The sequence below is a fragment of the Streptomyces lydicamycinicus genome, from assembly GCF_000829715.2.
GTDB lineage: Bacteria > Actinomycetota > Actinomycetes > Streptomycetales > Streptomycetaceae > Streptomyces > Streptomyces lydicamycinicus.
On the sequence record NZ_BBNO01000004.1, the window covers coordinates 496,773 to 511,082 of the forward strand.

Consider the following 14,310-nt stretch of genomic DNA (forward strand, 5'->3'; position numbering starts at 1 on the left):
ACCCACGGACAGGCCCCCATGCAGAGCAAGCGCTACAGCCCCGACCTCACCCCGCCCTGACTGCATCCCCCCGGGGGCGCCCCCCGGACCCCCGGCCGAAACACCGACCACCCGCAGAGAACAGGCCCCACTCGATGCAGAACAGGCACTACAGCCCCGACCTCACCCCGCCCTGGAAGAAGCAGCGGCCCGCGCCCGAGGTGCCCGCCGATCCCGATCTGGTCGTCGAGGAGGTCACCTCGGGCTTCTGCGGCGCGGTGATCCGCTGCGAGAAGACGGCGCAGGGCCCGACGGTCACCCTGGAGGACCGCTTCGGCAAGCACCGCGTGTTCCCCATGGAGCCGCGCGGCTTCCTCCTGGAGGGCAAGGTGGTCACGCTCGTACGCCCCCAGGGCGGGCCGGCCGCCACCGCTCCGGCGCGTACGGCGTCCGGGTCGCTGGCCGTCCCCGGCGCCCGCGCCCGGGTCGCCCGCGCCGGGCGCATCTATGTGGAGGGCCGGCACGACGCCGAGCTGGTGGAACGGGTGTGGGGCGACGACCTGCGCATCGAGGGCGTCGTCGTGGAGTACCTGGAGGGCGTCGACGACCTGCCCGCGATCGTCCGCGGCTTCTCCCCCGGCCCGGACGCCCGCCTCGGCGTCCTCGTCGACCATCTCGTACCCGGCTCGAAGGAGTCCCGGATCGCGGCCGAGGTGACCGGTGACCACGCGCTGGTGGTGGGCCACCCGTACATCGACATCTGGGAGGCCGTGAAACCGTCCTCGGTCGGCATCCCGGCCTGGCCGACCGTTCCGCACGGCCAGGACTGGAAGACGGGCGTCTGCCGGGCACTGGGCTGGCCGGAGAACACGGGCGCCGCCTGGCAGCGGATCCTCTCCTGCGTGCACTCCTACAAGGACCTGGAGCCGGCGCTGCTGGGGAGGGTGGAGGAGCTGATCGACTTCGTCACGGCCGGCGGTGACGTGTGACGGCAGGAAGCGTTCCGAACCGGGAGGTGTCCAGCTTGAGGCCGAGGGCGTCGACGCGGAGAGGAGCACCGAACGAGACGGTGCGCTGAACCTCGTAGTCGGCTTCCTCTCCCGCACCGGCCGGTTCCGACAGCAGTACACAGCGGGCGTCATACGGGTCGACGATCAGATACGCGGGGATTTCCCCTGCGGCGTAGATGGAGCGCTTCAGGCCGTGGTCGCGGTCGGCGCTGCGCAGGGAAACCACCTCGAGCAACAGCGTCACGTCCGAAGCGGGTACCAGCCATCCGGAACCCTCGCATCGTCCGCGCTCCATCACCACGAGGTCGGGCTGCGGCTTGCTGAGCTCCCCCGGGAACGACAGGTGCTGTGTCGCGAATCTGTGCCAGCGGTCGTGCGGAATCTGGTCCGTGACATCGCTGACGATCCGGTTGTGGACGATGTCCGTCCCTCCCGTCAGCAGAATTTCGCGGCGTAGTAACTCCGCCCTGAGGCCCTCCGGAGGCTCGAACTCCGCGAAGTACTCGTCAAGGGCTCGATCATGCATGCCGTCACCGCCCGTCCCTCCGTACCGGCTGAATCCTGTGACAGCACGCTAGGGACGGAGCGGTCCGGTGTGGCCGGGTCCTGCGCAGAGATCACTCCGTTGAGTGATCAGTCCACCAGATCCCGCACCACCGCGTCCGCCAGCAGCCGCCCCCGGAGGGTCAGCACGGCCCGGCCGGCCTCGTAGGGCGCGGGCTCCAGGAGGCCGTCGGCCAGCGCGCGCGCCGCCGCCCGCGCCCCGGCCGGGGCCAGGATGTCCAGCGGGCAGCCGTCCGCCAGCCGCAGTTCCAGGAGGATGCGTTCGACGCGGCGGTCCTCGTCGGAGAGGAGTTCCCGGCCGGCGCCCGGGGAGCGGCCCTCGCTGAGGGCCTGGGCGTAGGCGCCGGGGTGTTTGACGTTCCACCAGCGGACGCCGCCGACGTGGCTGTGGGCGCCGGGGCCGGCGCCCCACCAGTCGGCGCCGGTCCAGTAGAGCTCGTTGTGGCGGCAGCGGGCGGCGTCGGTGGTGGCCCAGTTGGAGACCTCGTACCAGGTGAAACCGGCCGCGGCGAGGCGTTCGTCGGTGATCAGGTAGCGGTCGGCGTGCACATCGTCGTCGGTCATCGGGACCTCGCCGCGGCGGATCCGGCGGGCCAGCTGGGTGCCCTCCTCGACGATCAGGGCGTAGGCGGAGACATGGTCGGGGCCGGCGCCGATCGCGGCGTCGAGGGAGGCGCGCCAGTCGTCGTCGGTCTCGCCCGGGGTGCCGTAGATCAGATCGAGGTTGACGTGGTCGAAGCCGGCGGCGCGGGCCTCGGCGACACAGGCCTCGGGGCGGCCGGGGGTGTGCGTACGGTCGAGGATCTTCAGGACGTGCTGCCGGGCGCTCTGCATGCCGAAGGAGACGCGGTTGAAGCCGCCCGCGCGCAGTTCGTCGAGGTAGCGGGGGTCGACGGACTCCGGGTTGGCCTCGGTGGTGATCTCCGCGCCGGGCGCGAGGCCGAATTCCTCGCGGATCGCGGCCAGCATCCGGGCGAGATCGGCGGCGGGCAGCAGGGTCGGGGTGCCGCCACCGACGAAGACCGTCTCGACCGGGCGGGGGTCGTCGCCCAGCACCTTGCGGGCCAGCCGGATCTCGTCCACGACGGTGTCGGCGTAGTTGTCCCGGGAGGCCAGGGCGCCGCCGGAGCCGCGCAGCTCGCTCGCGGTGTAGGTGTTGAAGTCGCAGTAGCCGCAGCGGGTCGCGCAGTACGGCACATGCAGATAGAAGCCGAGGGGGCGCCCGGCGGCCCCGGCCGCGGTATGACCGGGCAGCGCCCCGTCCTCGGGCATCGGCTCACCATCAGGCAGTGCGGAAGGCATGGGAACCATTGTCCGTCATCGCGGGGCGGTGCCGGTCCGGCGCCGTTGTGCCTCAGGACACCCCGGGTCCCGAGGCCTGGAGGACCAGCAGGGCCAGGTCGTCGTCGGGCGGGGTGGGGCCGAAGGCGTGGACGGTGCGGCGGATGTGGTCCGCGAGGGCGGTGGCGCCCAGGCCGGCGCCCGCGGCGAGGGCGGTGGCGAGGCCGTCCTCGTCGTCGAAGAGCCGCCGCCCCGAGCGCCGCTCGGTCACCCCGTCGGTGACGCACAGCAGCGTCTCCCCTGGGCAGAGGTCAAACGATTCGCTTACGTACGCCGCGTCCTCGACCACCCCCAGCAGCATCTGCGGCGCCGCGACCACCCGCACCCCGCCGTCCGTGCCCAGCACCAGCGGCAGCGGGTGGCCGGCGCTGGCGAGGGTGCAGCGGGCGCCGCCGGAGCCGCTGGGGTACGGGACGATCTCGCCGTAGAGCAGGGACAGGAAGCGGGCCTGTTCGCCCTCCTCGCGGATCTCGACCGGCGCCTCCGCCCCGGCGCCGGCCGCCGCCACCGCCGCCGCGACCGCCGCGACCGAGTCCGCGGCCTCCCGCGCCATGGTCTTGTTGAGCCGGTCGAGCACCGCCGCGACCCCGAAGCCGTCCCGGGCCAGCAGCCGCAGCACCGGCCGGGCCAGCCCGGTCACCGCGGCCGCCTCCGGGCCGCTGCCGCAGACATCGCCGAGCGCGAAGCACCAGCGGCCGTCCCCGGCGTCGAACAGGTCCCAGAAGTCGCCGCCCGCCCAGGCGCCCTCGCGCGGTTCGTAGACCACCGCCGACTCCACCCCGGGCACCCGCGCCCGCCCCCGGGGCAGCAGCCGGCGCTGAAGGACCTGACTGATGCGCTCCTGGCGGCTGTAGGCGCGGGCGGTGGCGACCGCGCGGGCGACCCGGCGGCACAGGTCCTCGATCAGCGCGACCACCTCGTCGGGGAAGTGCGGCAGCCCGCCCCGGCCGAGCAGCAGGGTGCCGAGCCGCCGGCCGCCGGCGACCAGGGGGCAGGCCAGCGCGGCGCCGCCGGGACCGTAGCCGCCCGGTTCGTACGGCCAGGGCCAGGGCACGACGCCCGGTGCGCTGCCGGACGCGCCGCCGCCCGGAAACTCCGGCGGCTGCTTCTCCAGCGCCGTGCGCAGCGCGTCGATCCGGCTCTCGCTGGTGTGCCAGACGCCGGCGAGCCGCTGCTCGTCACCGGCCTGGGCGATCCCCCGGCCGGGTGCGCCGCCGTCGCCGTCGTACAGCCACACCGCACACCACTCGGCGAGCCGGGGAACGATCAACTGAGCGGCGAGCGCGGCGACTTGATCGGCGTCGAGCTGACCGGAGAGCAGATCGGAGGCCTCGGCGAGGAAGGAGAGGGCGCCGTTGTCGACCCGGCCGCTGCCGGGTTCCGGCCGGGCGGCCCGGCGCGGGGCCGGGGCGAGGAGCTCGGCGGCCCGCAGCTCGCGCTGGAGCAGCTGGTTGTCGAGGGTGAACTCGGGCTCGGGCCGGCCCGTGGCCCCCAGGGGCAGCCGGAACCACACGGTCTTCATGGCCCGGCGGTAGGTGACACCCCAGGATTCGGCGACCGCGCTGATCAGCTGGAGCCCGTGTCCGCCGTTCTCGGACGCGGCACTCTCCGCACGGGCGCGGACCGGCTGGGTGGGGTGGTGGTCGGAGACCTCGATGACGATGCCGGGGCCAAAGGCGTCCTCGGTGCCGGCTCCGGGGGCGGCCGCCGCTTCGCGGTGCGGCGCCTCGTACGGCTCACGGTCGCGGCGCCGGTACGGCTCCGCGTTCCCGTCCCGCCCGGCCTCCGGGTACAGCCGGCAGCGCAGTTCGACGGTGGTGCCCGCATGCACGACGGCGTTCGTCACCAACTCGCTGACCAGCAGTACCGCTTCGTCGGCGAGCCGGTCGGTCAGGTTCTCCGCGCCGGTCAGCCGCCGGCCGGTCCAGTCGGCGAAGGTGGCCCGGACGAAGCGCCGGGCGGCGGCAGCGGCCTGCGGATCACCGGGCAGGCTGGTCCGGCGGGAACGGGCGGCGGGACCGTCGGCGGCCCCGGCCGCGGGTCCGCCGGGGAACCCGTCCGTCCTCGTCGCGCGCGCCGCCGTGACGTCGTCGTCCCGTGGAGACGAAGTTGTCGTCCTCATTGAGCAACTCCCGACCAGCTCCGCTACAGCGCCGGATGCGCCACCGACAGAGTGACAGAACGAGCGCAGCCATAAGCACTGAGTCACAGAAGTGGGTGGTCGCAGCCATCAATTCGGCTGACGTACCGCGGGAGTTGGCCGACGGGGGCGGAGTCGCGGGCACGGCGGCACGAGGCGGACCTACCGGCACAGCGGCACGGCACGGCGGTACGGGGCGGGGCCGACCGGCCCGTCCCGTACCGCAGTGCCCGTATCGCCGGACCCGTATCGCCGTGCCGTACGGCTACGCCTCGCGCGCCCCCGTGTACATGTCGTCGAGCAGGTCCTTGAACGTCCGCTCCACCACGGGCCGCTTGATCTTGAGGCTCGGGGTCACCTCGCCGTGCTCGATGTCCAGGTCACGCGGCAGCAGCCGGAACTTGCGGATCTGCTGCCAGCGCTGGAGCCCCTCGTTGACCCGCTCGACATAGCCGTCGATCAGCTCCCGGACCTGGTCGGTGGCGACGACCTCGGCGTAGCCCTTGCCGCCCAGGCCGTGCTCCGCCGCCCAGGTCAGGATGGTCGGCTCGTCGAGGGCGATCAGCGCGGTGCAGAAGTTCCGGTTGGCTCCGTGCACCAGCACATTGGAGACGAACGGACAGACCGCCTTGAACTGTCCCTCCACCTCGGCCGGCGCGATGTACTTGCCGCCCGAGGTCTTGATCAGGTCCTTCTTGCGGTCGGTGATCCGCAGATAGCCGTCCGGGGAGAGCTCGCCGATGTCGCCGGTGTGGAACCAGCCGTCCTCCTCCAGGACCTCGGCGGTCTTGTCCGGCAGGCCGTGGTAGCCCTGCATGATGCCGGGGCCGCGCAGCAGGATCTCGCCGTCCTCGGCGATCCGCACCTCGGTGCCGGGCAGCGGCTTGCCGACCGTGCCGGTGCGGTAGGCCTCGCCGGGGTTGACGAAGCTGGCGGCGCTGGACTCCGTCAGGCCGTAGCCCTCCAGGATGTGGATACCGGCGCCGGAGAAGAAGTAGCCGATCTCCGGCGAGAGCGCGGCCGATCCGGAGACCGCGGCGCGCAGCCGGCCGCCGAACGCCTCCCGCAGCTTGGTGTAGACGAGTGCGTCGGCGATCTTGTGCTTGGCGCCGAGCGCGAACGGTACCGAGGCGCTGCCGGTGCGGCGGAAGTTGTCCTGCGAGACCTTGGCGTACTCGCGGGCCACCTCGGCCGCCCATTGGAAGATCTTGTACTTGGCGCCGCCGCCCGCGCGGGCCTTTGCCGCGACCCCGTTGTAGACCTTCTCGAAGATCCGCGGCACGGCAGCCATGTACGTGGGCCGGACGACCGGCAGATTGTCGATGATCTTGTCGACCCGGCCGTCCACGGCGATCACCTGGCCGGTCGCGATCTGTCCGGCGGTGAGCACCTTGCCGAAGACATGCGCCAGCGGCAGCCAGAGGTACTGCACATCGTCCTCATGGACCAGCCCCGTCGACTGGATCGCGCGGGCCATGTACGACCAGCAGTCGTGCGGCAGCCGGACACCCTTGGGGCGGCCGGTGGTCCCGGAGGTGTAGATGAGCGTCGCCAGCTGGTCGGCCCGCAGCGCGGCCACCCGCTCCTTGACGCACTCCGGGTGCTCCTCCAGATAGGCGGTGCCGCGCTTCTCCAGCTCGGCGAGGGTGAGCACCCAGCCCTCCGGGTCGCCCTCGGCGGGCTCCGCGCCCGTCTCGTCGATGACGACGACATGCGCCAGCTCGGGCAGCTCCGCCCGCCGCTCGCGGGCCTTGGCGAGCTGTCCGGCGTCCTCCGCGATCAGCACCCGGCTGCCGGAGTCGGACAGGATGTACGCGGTCTCCTCGGCGTTGGTGCTGGGGTAGACCGTGGTGGTGGCGGCGCCGGAGCAGAGCACCCCGAGGTCGGCGAGGATCCATTCGACGCGGGTGTTCGAGGCCAGCGCCACCCGCTCCTCGGGATGTACGCCGAGTGCGATGAGTCCGGCGGCCACGGCGTAGACCCGCTCCGCGGCCTGGGCCCAGCTGATCGCCTTCCAGTCGTCCGGCCCCTGGCCGGAGGCCGGGGGGACGGGATGGCGATAGGCCTCGATGTCGGGCGTGGCCGCCACCCGCTCCAGGAAGAGGTGGGCCACCGAGGGCGGCCGGTTTTCGATCAGCGTGTGGGTGTCCGTCACGGCGTCCTCCGGGGCCCGCTTCGTTGCTGGTGACTCGCGAGTAACCTTTGAGCGTGATCAGACTAGAGCGCGATGCGCCGCCACGTAAGGGGCTGCGACCTACTGGTTCACGATGTGACCGGTGCGATAGCTGTACGTAGCACGCACAATGCCCCGATTGTGAGCCGCGCCGGTCATCACCACCAGATCACACCCGGCGGGCCGGAGCGCGCCACCCCTGGTGCCCTCCCGGGCATTCCTCCCGACTACGGCCGGAAAGCCGGCAGGGCGCCGGCCCGCCATGGGGACCGACGCCCTGCCGTCGCCGCCCAGCGGCGGCCGTCACCGGCTACGCGCTACTTCTTCGCCTTCGCGTCACCGTCGGAGTCCGAGGACAGCACCGCGATGAAGGCCTCCTGCGGGACCTCCACGCTGCCGACCATCTTCATCCGCTTCTTGCCTTCCTTCTGCTTCTCCAGCAGCTTCCGCTTACGGGAGATGTCACCGCCGTAGCACTTGGCGAGGACGTCCTTGCGAATGGCGCGGACCGTCTCACGGGCGATGACCCGGCTGCCGATGGCGGCCTGGATCGGCACCTCGAAGCTCTGCCGCGGGATCAGCTCCCGCAGCTTGGCGACCAGCCGCACGCCGTACGCGTACGCCTTGTCCTTGTGGCAGATCGCGGAGAAGGCGTCGACCTTGTCCCCGTGCAGCAGGATGTCGACCTTGACCAGGTCGGCGACCTGCTCGCCGGTGGGCTCGTAGTCCAGCGAGGCGTAGCCCCGGGTCTTGGACTTGAGCTGGTCGAAGAAGTCGAAGACGACCTCGGCGAGCGGCAGCGTGTAGCGGATCTCGACGCGGTCCTCGGAGAGGTAGTCCATGCCGAGGAGGTTGCCGCGGCGGTTCTGGCACAGCTCCATGATCGCGCCGATGAACTCGCTGGGCGCCAGGATCGTGGCCCGGACGACCGGCTCGTGCACCTTGTCGATCTTGCCCGTCGGGAACTCGCTCGGGTTGGTGACCTCGTGCTCGGCGCCGTCCTCCATGTCCACGCGGTAGACCACGTTCGGCGCGGTGGCGATCAGATCGAGGCCGAACTCGCGCTCCAGCCGCTCCCGGATGACCTCCAGGTGCAGCAGGCCCAGGAAGCCGACGCGGAAGCCGAAGCCCAGGGCCGCGGAGGTCTCCGGTTCGTAGACCAGCGCGGCGTCGTTGAGCTGGAGCTTGTCGAGCGCGTCGCGCAGCTCGGGGTAGTCGGAGCCGTCCAGCGGATACAGCCCCGAGAAGACCATCGGCTTGGGGTCCTTGTAGCCGCCCAGCGGCTCCTCGGCACCCTTGCTGAGCTGGGTGATCGTGTCACCCACCTTGGACTGCCGGACGTCCTTCACACCGGTGATCAGATAGCCGACCTCACCGACGGACAGCCCGTCGGCGGCCTTCATCTCCGGGGAGTTCGTACCGATCTCCAGCAGCTCGTGCGCCGCGCCGGTCGACATCATCCGGATGCGCTCGCGCTTGCTGAGCGTGCCGTCGACGACCTTCACATAGGTCACGACACCGCGGTAGGCGTCGTAGACCGAGTCGAAGATCATCGCGCGGGCGGGGGCGTCCTTGACGCCGACCGGAGGCGGCACCTCGCGGACGACCTTGTCCAGCAGCTCGGCCACGCCGACGCCGGTCTTGGCGGAGACCCGCAGCACGTCCTCCGGCTCGCAGCCGACCAGGTTGGCCAGCTCGGCGGCGAACTTCTCGGGCTGCGCGGCCGGCAGGTCGATCTTGTTGAGGACGGGGATGATCGTGAGCTCGTGCTCCATCGCCAGGTACAGGTTGGCGAGGGTCTGGGCCTCGATGCCCTGGGCGGCGTCGACGAGAAGGATGCAGCCCTCGCACGCGGCGAGCGACCGGGAGACCTCGTAGGTGAAGTCGACGTGGCCCGGGGTGTCGATCATGTTCAGGATGTGGGTCGTGCCACGTCCTTCTTCACCCTCGGACGGGTCCCAGGGCAGCCGGACCGCCTGGGACTTGATCGTGATGCCACGCTCGCGCTCGATGTCCATGCGGTCGAGGTACTGCGCGCGCATCTGCCGCTGGTCGACGACACCGGTGATCTGAAGCATCCGGTCGGCGAGCGTCGACTTGCCGTGATCGATGTGCGCGATGATGCAGAAGTTACGGAGGAGGGCCGGATCGGTACGGCTCGGCTCCGGCACGTTCGTAGGGGTCGCGGGCACGCAGGGTCCATTCAGTGAACGCGGGTAGGCGGGACTCGGGTATATGACGTCTCCCCCCATCGTCCCATGAGCGAGGGGCTCGGTCCGGTTTGGGCGGTGGTGGGGCGGCGGTCAGGCGGTGGGTGCGGTCCGGTTTGGGCCGCTGTAGAGCCTGCTGGTAGCCTGGTCCACTGCGCTTCGTGCCCTCTCTCGTACGAGGCGCAACTCGAAACTCCAACGAACCTGAAAAGGCTCTTTCGTGGCGAACATCAAGTCCCAGATGAAGCGGATCAAGACGAACGAGAAGGCTCGTCAGCGCAACAAGGCTGTCAAGTCCACTCTGAAGACCGCGATCCGTCGCACCCGCGAGGCCGTGGAGGCCGGTGACCTTCAGAAGGCCACCACCGCCCAGGCCGAGGCTGCCAAGAAGCTCGACAAGGCCGTCAGCAAGGGTGTCATCCACAAGAACGCCGCCGCCAACAAGAAGTCGGCGCTGGCGAAGAAGGTCGCGTCCCTCAAGGGCTGACCTTCCTCCGGAAGAAGATCTTCGGCCTGTTCAGCCCTGATCTTCGACCCACCGCAATACCAGAGCAGTAACCCTGCCGACAGGGACCCAGCGGCCCCTCTCTCCGCTCCCTGGCCGGTGCACCACCGCGCCGCACACGGCCTGCGTTCGCCACGCGGGTGCGGCGCACCCGGCTGACCCGGCGGTCACCACCGCCGACGAAGCCGCAACAGCTTGATACGAAGGCCCCGCCTCCCCCTTCCCCAGGGATGAGGCGGGGCCTTTTGTCGTGGGGGCACTGCACCGCCGGGCTTTTGTTGATCGTTTGCCGGGAGGCCGTTCGCGGGCGTGAGAGGTTTCCTTGGAGTGCCTTTCGGTCCCTTCCAGTTTTATTGCGAAACTCGCTGTGGGATTTGTTGTGGATGTGGTGGGTGCTGGGGCTTTTGCAGGGGCATCTGCTGCCGGGCTTCTCCTGAGCGAGTGGTATTTGTTACGGGGAATATGTCCAGGGGCCCTTGTTGCGGGCGTCGAGATTTCTTGGCGGAGGGTCGCTTCCACCCGGCAGATCGGGCTTGCCCGACGTCGAGGGAATTCACGGCGCCGAGCCGGGTTCGCTTTCGGCGGGGTCCGCTACGCTGCGCCCATGTCCATATCGGGGGATCAGAACAATCCTTACGGCCGGCCGCAGCCCCATCCCTACGGCCAGGGCCCGGCACCGCAGAATCCGGTGCCCGCACAGCAGAATCCCTACGTACAGCAGCCCCCACCACAGGGGCCGGCCGGCGGATACGGCTATCCGGCAGCAGGCACGCCCCTAGGGGCGCCCGGTCCTCCGAACACGGGCCGCGGTATGTCCGGCTGGCTCTGGGCGATCGGCGGGGCCGTCGCCACCTCCGCGGTCTGGGGCTCGCTGTTGTTCGCGACCGGCGGTTTCTCCTCCGAGCCCAGCCCCGATCTCGCGGGCTACGGCTACACCGGTGATCTGTGTGCGGACACCTTGATGACCCCGTTCGAGAACGCCGGCCTCAAGGCCAAGGCGAGCACCGGCACCGCCTCGAAGGACGCCAACCCTCAGCACAGCGGCGCACAACAGGCCTCGCTGGACATCATGTGGTGCAACACCTCGCTGGAAAAGAAGAACGCCGGTAGCTCCGACTACTCCTCTATCTGGCTCTCCAACACAGCCACCCTGCACAAGAAGGCCGACCCCGCGCCCGAATTCGCCGACAGCTACCGCTCGTACGAGAAGCAGGACGCCTCCACCGGCTACCGGGTCGAGGCCGTACCGGGCCTCGGCGAGGAGGCCTTTCTGGTGACCCGGAAGGACGACGGCAGCACAAGCTCCAGCTCGTATGTGATCCTCGGCGTCCGGGACGGCTGGATGACCTACCAGTCGACATGGTCGAACTACACGTCAAGCAGCAGCTCCACCAAGCAGCCGACCGCCGACGAGGTCGCAACGATGCTGAAGACCAGCGCCACGGAAACCCTCAAACGGCTCCAGAACTCGCGGTCCCGGTGAGGGGCTTGGGGCTCGGTGAGGGGGCGCGGTCCGGTGAGGAGGGCGCGGCTCGGTGGGGGGCTTGCGGTCTGGTGGGCAGCTCACCGTCCCGTAAGGGTTCGCTGTCCCGGTAGGGGGCGCAGGACTCGGTGAGGTGATCGCGGGCTCGGTGGGCAGCTCGCTGCACCCGGCCGCCGTCGCATCGCCCCCGGCACCCGGCCGCCATCACCTCACCGCGACCGGGCCGCCCGGGCGATCGTCACGACGGCCTTCTCCAGCGCGTACTCGGGATCGTCGCCGCCGCCCTTCACTCCGGCGTCGGCCGCCGCCACCGCACGGAGCGCCGTGGCCACACCGTCCGCCGACCAGCCGCGCATCTGCTGCCGGACCCGGTCGATCTTCCAGGGCGGCATACCCAGGTCGCGGGCGAGGTCGCCGGGGCGGGCGCCGCGAGGGGCGGAGGCGAGCTTGCCGATGGCGCGGACGCCCTGGGCCAGCGCGCTGGTGATCATGACGGGGGCGACGCCGGTGGCGATCGCCCAGCGCAGTGCCTCCAGCGCCTCGGCGGCCCGGCCCTCGACGGCGCGGTCCGCGACGGTGAAGCTCGAAGCCTCGGCGCGGCCGGTGTAGTAGCGCGCGACAACGGCGTCGTCGATCGTGCCCTCGACGTCGGCGGCCAGCTGCGAACAGGCCGATGCCAGCTCACGCAGATCGCTGCCGATCGCGTCCACCAGCGCCTGGCAGGCCTCCGGCGTCGCCGAACGCCCCGTCGCACGGAACTCGCTCCGCACGAAGGCCAGCCGGTCGGCCGGCTTGGTCATCTTGGGGCAGGCCACTTCCCGCGCCCCGGCCTTACGGGCGGCGTCCAGCAGGCCCTTCCCCTTGGCGCCGCCGGCATGCAGCAGCACCAGCGTGATCTCCTCGGCGGGCGAGCCGAGATACGCCTTGACGTCCTTGATGGTGTCCGCGGAAAGGTCCTGGGCAGCCCGCACCACCACGACCTTGCGCTCGGCGAAGAGCGAAGGGCTGGTCAGCTCGGCGAGGGTGCCGGGCTGTAGCTGATCGGGGGTGAGGTCGCGCACATCGGTGTCCGCATCGGCCGCCCGGGCGGCCGCCACCACCTGCTGCACCGCGCGGTCCAGCAGCAGGTCTTCCTGGCCCACCCCGATCGTGACGGGGGCAAGCGGGTCATCGTGAGCTGTCTTCCTGGCCATCGCTGTCCAGCATCCCACGTGCCACTGACAACCCGGCCCGGACGCACTCCGCCCCCCTGCCGGACCGGGCCGCCCTCCCCCTGTCGGACAATGGCCGGGTGAATGACGCAGCCCCCCGCCACCCCGATGTACGACCTGTGCGCCATGTATTGGTGCTGCCCGACCGCGACGCGGCCGAGGAGGTCGCCGAAGCCCTGACCGAACGTTTCGGTGTCGCCGAGGAGCCTCAGCTCGTACGGGACGCCCTGGCCGGTGAGGACGACGCCGAGGACGCCCAGTGGCTGGTGGTCGTCGAGGACCCGGAGGCCGCTCACGACCCAGCGCGGCTGCACGACCTCGCGGCGGAGTACGAGGGCTGGCGCGAGGCCGAGTAACGACAGGCCGCGCCCTCCCGACGGCCGGGCGACGGGCCGCTACGAGCGCCCCTGGGCTCCGGTCCCAGGCGGCGGCACCTCGCCCACCACGGGCTCCCGGTCCAGCACGATCCCGAAGTGCTCCCGGTAGGCGGCGAGGATCTCGTCAGCGGCAACCAGGCGCTCCTCGCGGGCGCCGTCCACCGCGGTGGTCACGAGCGTACGGCCGGAGAGCGTGATCCGACCGGTCTCCGTCAGCCGTGAGCACACCAGGGACCGGGTGAAGTGTGACGCGGGCGAGGTCCGGTTCCACCAGCAGCCGACCTCGAAGTCCGTGTACGCGCGCGGACGTTGCTCGATGCGGTACTGCGGCGAGCCGTCCCGCACCACATCGAGATCGCCGTCCGCCGTCTCCTCGATCCGGAACACACCGCCGGGATCGGTCTGCTCGGCACGGCTGTCCCAGCGCAGCGGAAAGTGGCTGTGCCGGCCGAAGCCGACGTCCGCGAGCCACGGCCCGTCGGGCGTCTGGACCCGCAGCGCAAGGTGGTCGTACGGGATCCCGACCTTCCCCTCGGCGCCGAACACACGCGCGGCCAACAGCTCGACCTCATACCCCAGCGCGGCCAGCAGCATGGCGAACGCACCGTTGAGCTCATAACAGAAGCCGCCCCGCCGGGCACCGACGATCTTGTCGAGCACCGGCTGCTCCGCGAGCACGATCTCCTCGCCGAGGTGGATGGAGAGGTTCTCGAAGGGGACGGTGCGCAGATGTCTGAGGTGCAGTGCCCGCAGCGCGTCGGCATCGGGGGAAGCGGGACGGTCGGCGCCGATCCGTTCCAGGTAGGCGTCGGTGGCAGCGGTGTCCATCAGGTGTGCGTCCTCTCCGCAGCGAACCAGCGGCGGGTCCGTTCCGCCGCCGAGGCGGGCGTACCGGCCATCACGTCGGCAAGGGTCTGTGCGGCCAGCTCACGCCGCCAGGCCAGCTCGGCCCTGCGCATCGCGGTGGCGATGCCACAGGGCCGGCCGAGCTCCCCGCCGGACGCCGCCGCGCCGGCCCCGCGCCGACGGATTTCGGTACACCGGAAGACATCGTCGGCGCCCTCGATCGCCGCAACGACGTCCATGAGGGTGATCCGCTCCGGCGACCGTGCCAACTGGAGCCCACCCCGCGCGCCGGGCGTGGAACTCAGAATCCCGGCCCGCACCAGCGCCTGAAGCCGCTTGTTCAGGTAGGCCGCGGGCAACTCGAAGGAAGCCGCCAGCCGAGCGGTGGACACGGGCCCGTCCCCTTCGAGCCAGGCCAGCGTCACACAACAGTGCAGGCCCCACTCGACGCCTTCACTCATCCTCATAATC

The 14,310-nt window shown here is 71.0% G+C and carries 12 protein-coding genes; 4 read left to right on the forward strand and 8 right to left on the reverse strand.

What is annotated here, in order from left to right:
- Positions 1–134: 134 nt before the first annotated feature.
- Positions 135–968: a DUF3097 domain-containing protein gene (locus TU31_RS15530; RefSeq protein WP_042154698.1), complete on the forward strand. Its 834-nt coding sequence runs from the start codon at positions 135–137 to the stop codon at positions 966–968.
- Here the strand turns inward: TU31_RS15530 and TU31_RS15535 are convergent.
- The 5 genes from TU31_RS15535 to lepA all read right to left on the reverse strand — a co-directional run bounded on the left by TU31_RS15535 (position 946) and on the right by lepA (position 9,399).
- Positions 946–1,515, reverse strand: coding sequence for a Uma2 family endonuclease (locus TU31_RS15535; protein ID WP_042154700.1), 570 nt, complete (start codon positions 1,513–1,515; stop codon positions 946–948). The genes TU31_RS15530 and TU31_RS15535 overlap by 23 nt on opposite strands.
- 107 nt (positions 1,516–1,622) lie before the next feature.
- The gene (hemW, locus tag TU31_RS15540) at positions 1,623–2,855 is read right to left on the reverse strand and encodes a radical SAM family heme chaperone HemW (protein ID WP_042154702.1); all 1,233 of its coding nucleotides are present in this window, start codon (positions 2,853–2,855) and stop codon (positions 1,623–1,625) included.
- Positions 2,856–2,907: 52 nt separating this feature from the next.
- The gene (locus TU31_RS15545) at positions 2,908–5,016 is read right to left on the reverse strand and encodes an ATP-binding SpoIIE family protein phosphatase (RefSeq protein ID WP_078885797.1); all 2,109 of its coding nucleotides are present in this window, start codon (positions 5,014–5,016) and stop codon (positions 2,908–2,910) included.
- Between the two features lie 283 nt (positions 5,017–5,299).
- Positions 5,300–7,189: an AMP-dependent synthetase/ligase gene (locus TU31_RS15550; protein ID WP_042154704.1), complete on the reverse strand. Its 1,890-nt coding sequence runs from the start codon at positions 7,187–7,189 to the stop codon at positions 5,300–5,302.
- A gap of 335 nt (positions 7,190–7,524) precedes the next feature.
- Positions 7,525–9,399, reverse strand: a complete 1,875-nt coding sequence (lepA, locus tag TU31_RS15555) for a translation elongation factor 4 (RefSeq protein WP_078885798.1) — start codon at positions 9,397–9,399, stop codon at positions 7,525–7,527.
- Between the two features lie 238 nt (positions 9,400–9,637).
- Between lepA and rpsT the strand changes: the two genes are divergently transcribed.
- Positions 9,638–9,904 (forward strand): 30S ribosomal protein S20, encoded by a 267-nt coding sequence (gene rpsT, locus TU31_RS15560; protein WP_030249540.1) that lies wholly within the window; start codon positions 9,638–9,640, stop codon positions 9,902–9,904.
- A gap of 622 nt (positions 9,905–10,526) precedes the next feature.
- Positions 10,527–11,405, forward strand: a complete 879-nt coding sequence (locus TU31_RS15565) for a hypothetical protein (protein ID WP_042154711.1) — start codon at positions 10,527–10,529, stop codon at positions 11,403–11,405.
- Positions 11,406–11,614: 209 nt separating this feature from the next.
- Here TU31_RS15565 and holA read toward each other — a convergent pair whose 3' ends face one another.
- Positions 11,615–12,598, reverse strand: a complete 984-nt coding sequence (gene holA / locus TU31_RS15570; protein ID WP_042154713.1) for a DNA polymerase III subunit delta — start codon at positions 12,596–12,598, stop codon at positions 11,615–11,617.
- Between the two features lie 98 nt (positions 12,599–12,696).
- Here holA and TU31_RS15575 point away from each other — a divergent pair, with 98 nt between their 5' ends.
- Positions 12,697–12,972 carry a hypothetical protein gene (locus TU31_RS15575; RefSeq protein WP_245698555.1) on the forward strand — a complete coding sequence of 92 codons (276 nt, stop codon included), beginning with the start codon at positions 12,697–12,699 and terminating at the stop codon, positions 12,970–12,972.
- A gap of 39 nt (positions 12,973–13,011) precedes the next feature.
- On the opposite strand, the gene TU31_RS15580 is transcribed toward TU31_RS15575, so the two are convergent.
- A complete protein-coding gene (locus TU31_RS15580) occupies positions 13,012–13,821 on the reverse strand; it encodes an arylamine N-acetyltransferase family protein (RefSeq protein WP_042154718.1) in 810 nt (269 codons plus the stop codon).
- Complete coding sequence (locus TU31_RS15585) at positions 13,821–14,306, reverse strand: RrF2 family transcriptional regulator (RefSeq protein ID WP_042154720.1); 486 nt, start codon at positions 14,304–14,306, stop codon at positions 13,821–13,823. Before TU31_RS15585 ends, TU31_RS15580 begins: the two co-directional genes overlap by 1 nt.
- Positions 14,307–14,310: the final 4 nt, after the last annotated feature.

Bases quoted from the DNA above. Each gene is read 5' to 3' on its own strand.
- TU31_RS15580 (WP_042154718.1), bottom strand. From the start codon at position 13,821: ATGGACACCGCTGCCACCGACGCCTACCTGGAACGGATCGGCGCCGAC.
- TU31_RS15565 (WP_042154711.1), top strand. From the start codon at position 10,527: ATGTCCATATCGGGGGATCAGAACAATCCTTACGGCCGGCCGCAGCCC.
- holA (WP_042154713.1), bottom strand. From the start codon at position 12,598: ATGGCCAGGAAGACAGCTCACGATGACCCGCTTGCCCCCGTCACGATC.
- TU31_RS15545 (WP_078885797.1), bottom strand. From the start codon at position 5,016: ATGAGGACGACAACTTCGTCTCCACGGGACGACGACGTCACGGCGGCG.
- TU31_RS15535 (WP_042154700.1), bottom strand. From the start codon at position 1,515: ATGCATGATCGAGCCCTTGACGAGTACTTCGCGGAGTTCGAGCCTCCG.
- TU31_RS15585 (WP_042154720.1), bottom strand. From the start codon at position 14,306: ATGAGGATGAGTGAAGGCGTCGAGTGGGGCCTGCACTGTTGTGTGACG.
- hemW (WP_042154702.1), bottom strand. From the start codon at position 2,855: ATGCCTTCCGCACTGCCTGATGGTGAGCCGATGCCCGAGGACGGGGCG.
- TU31_RS15530 (WP_042154698.1), top strand. From the start codon at position 135: ATGCAGAACAGGCACTACAGCCCCGACCTCACCCCGCCCTGGAAGAAG.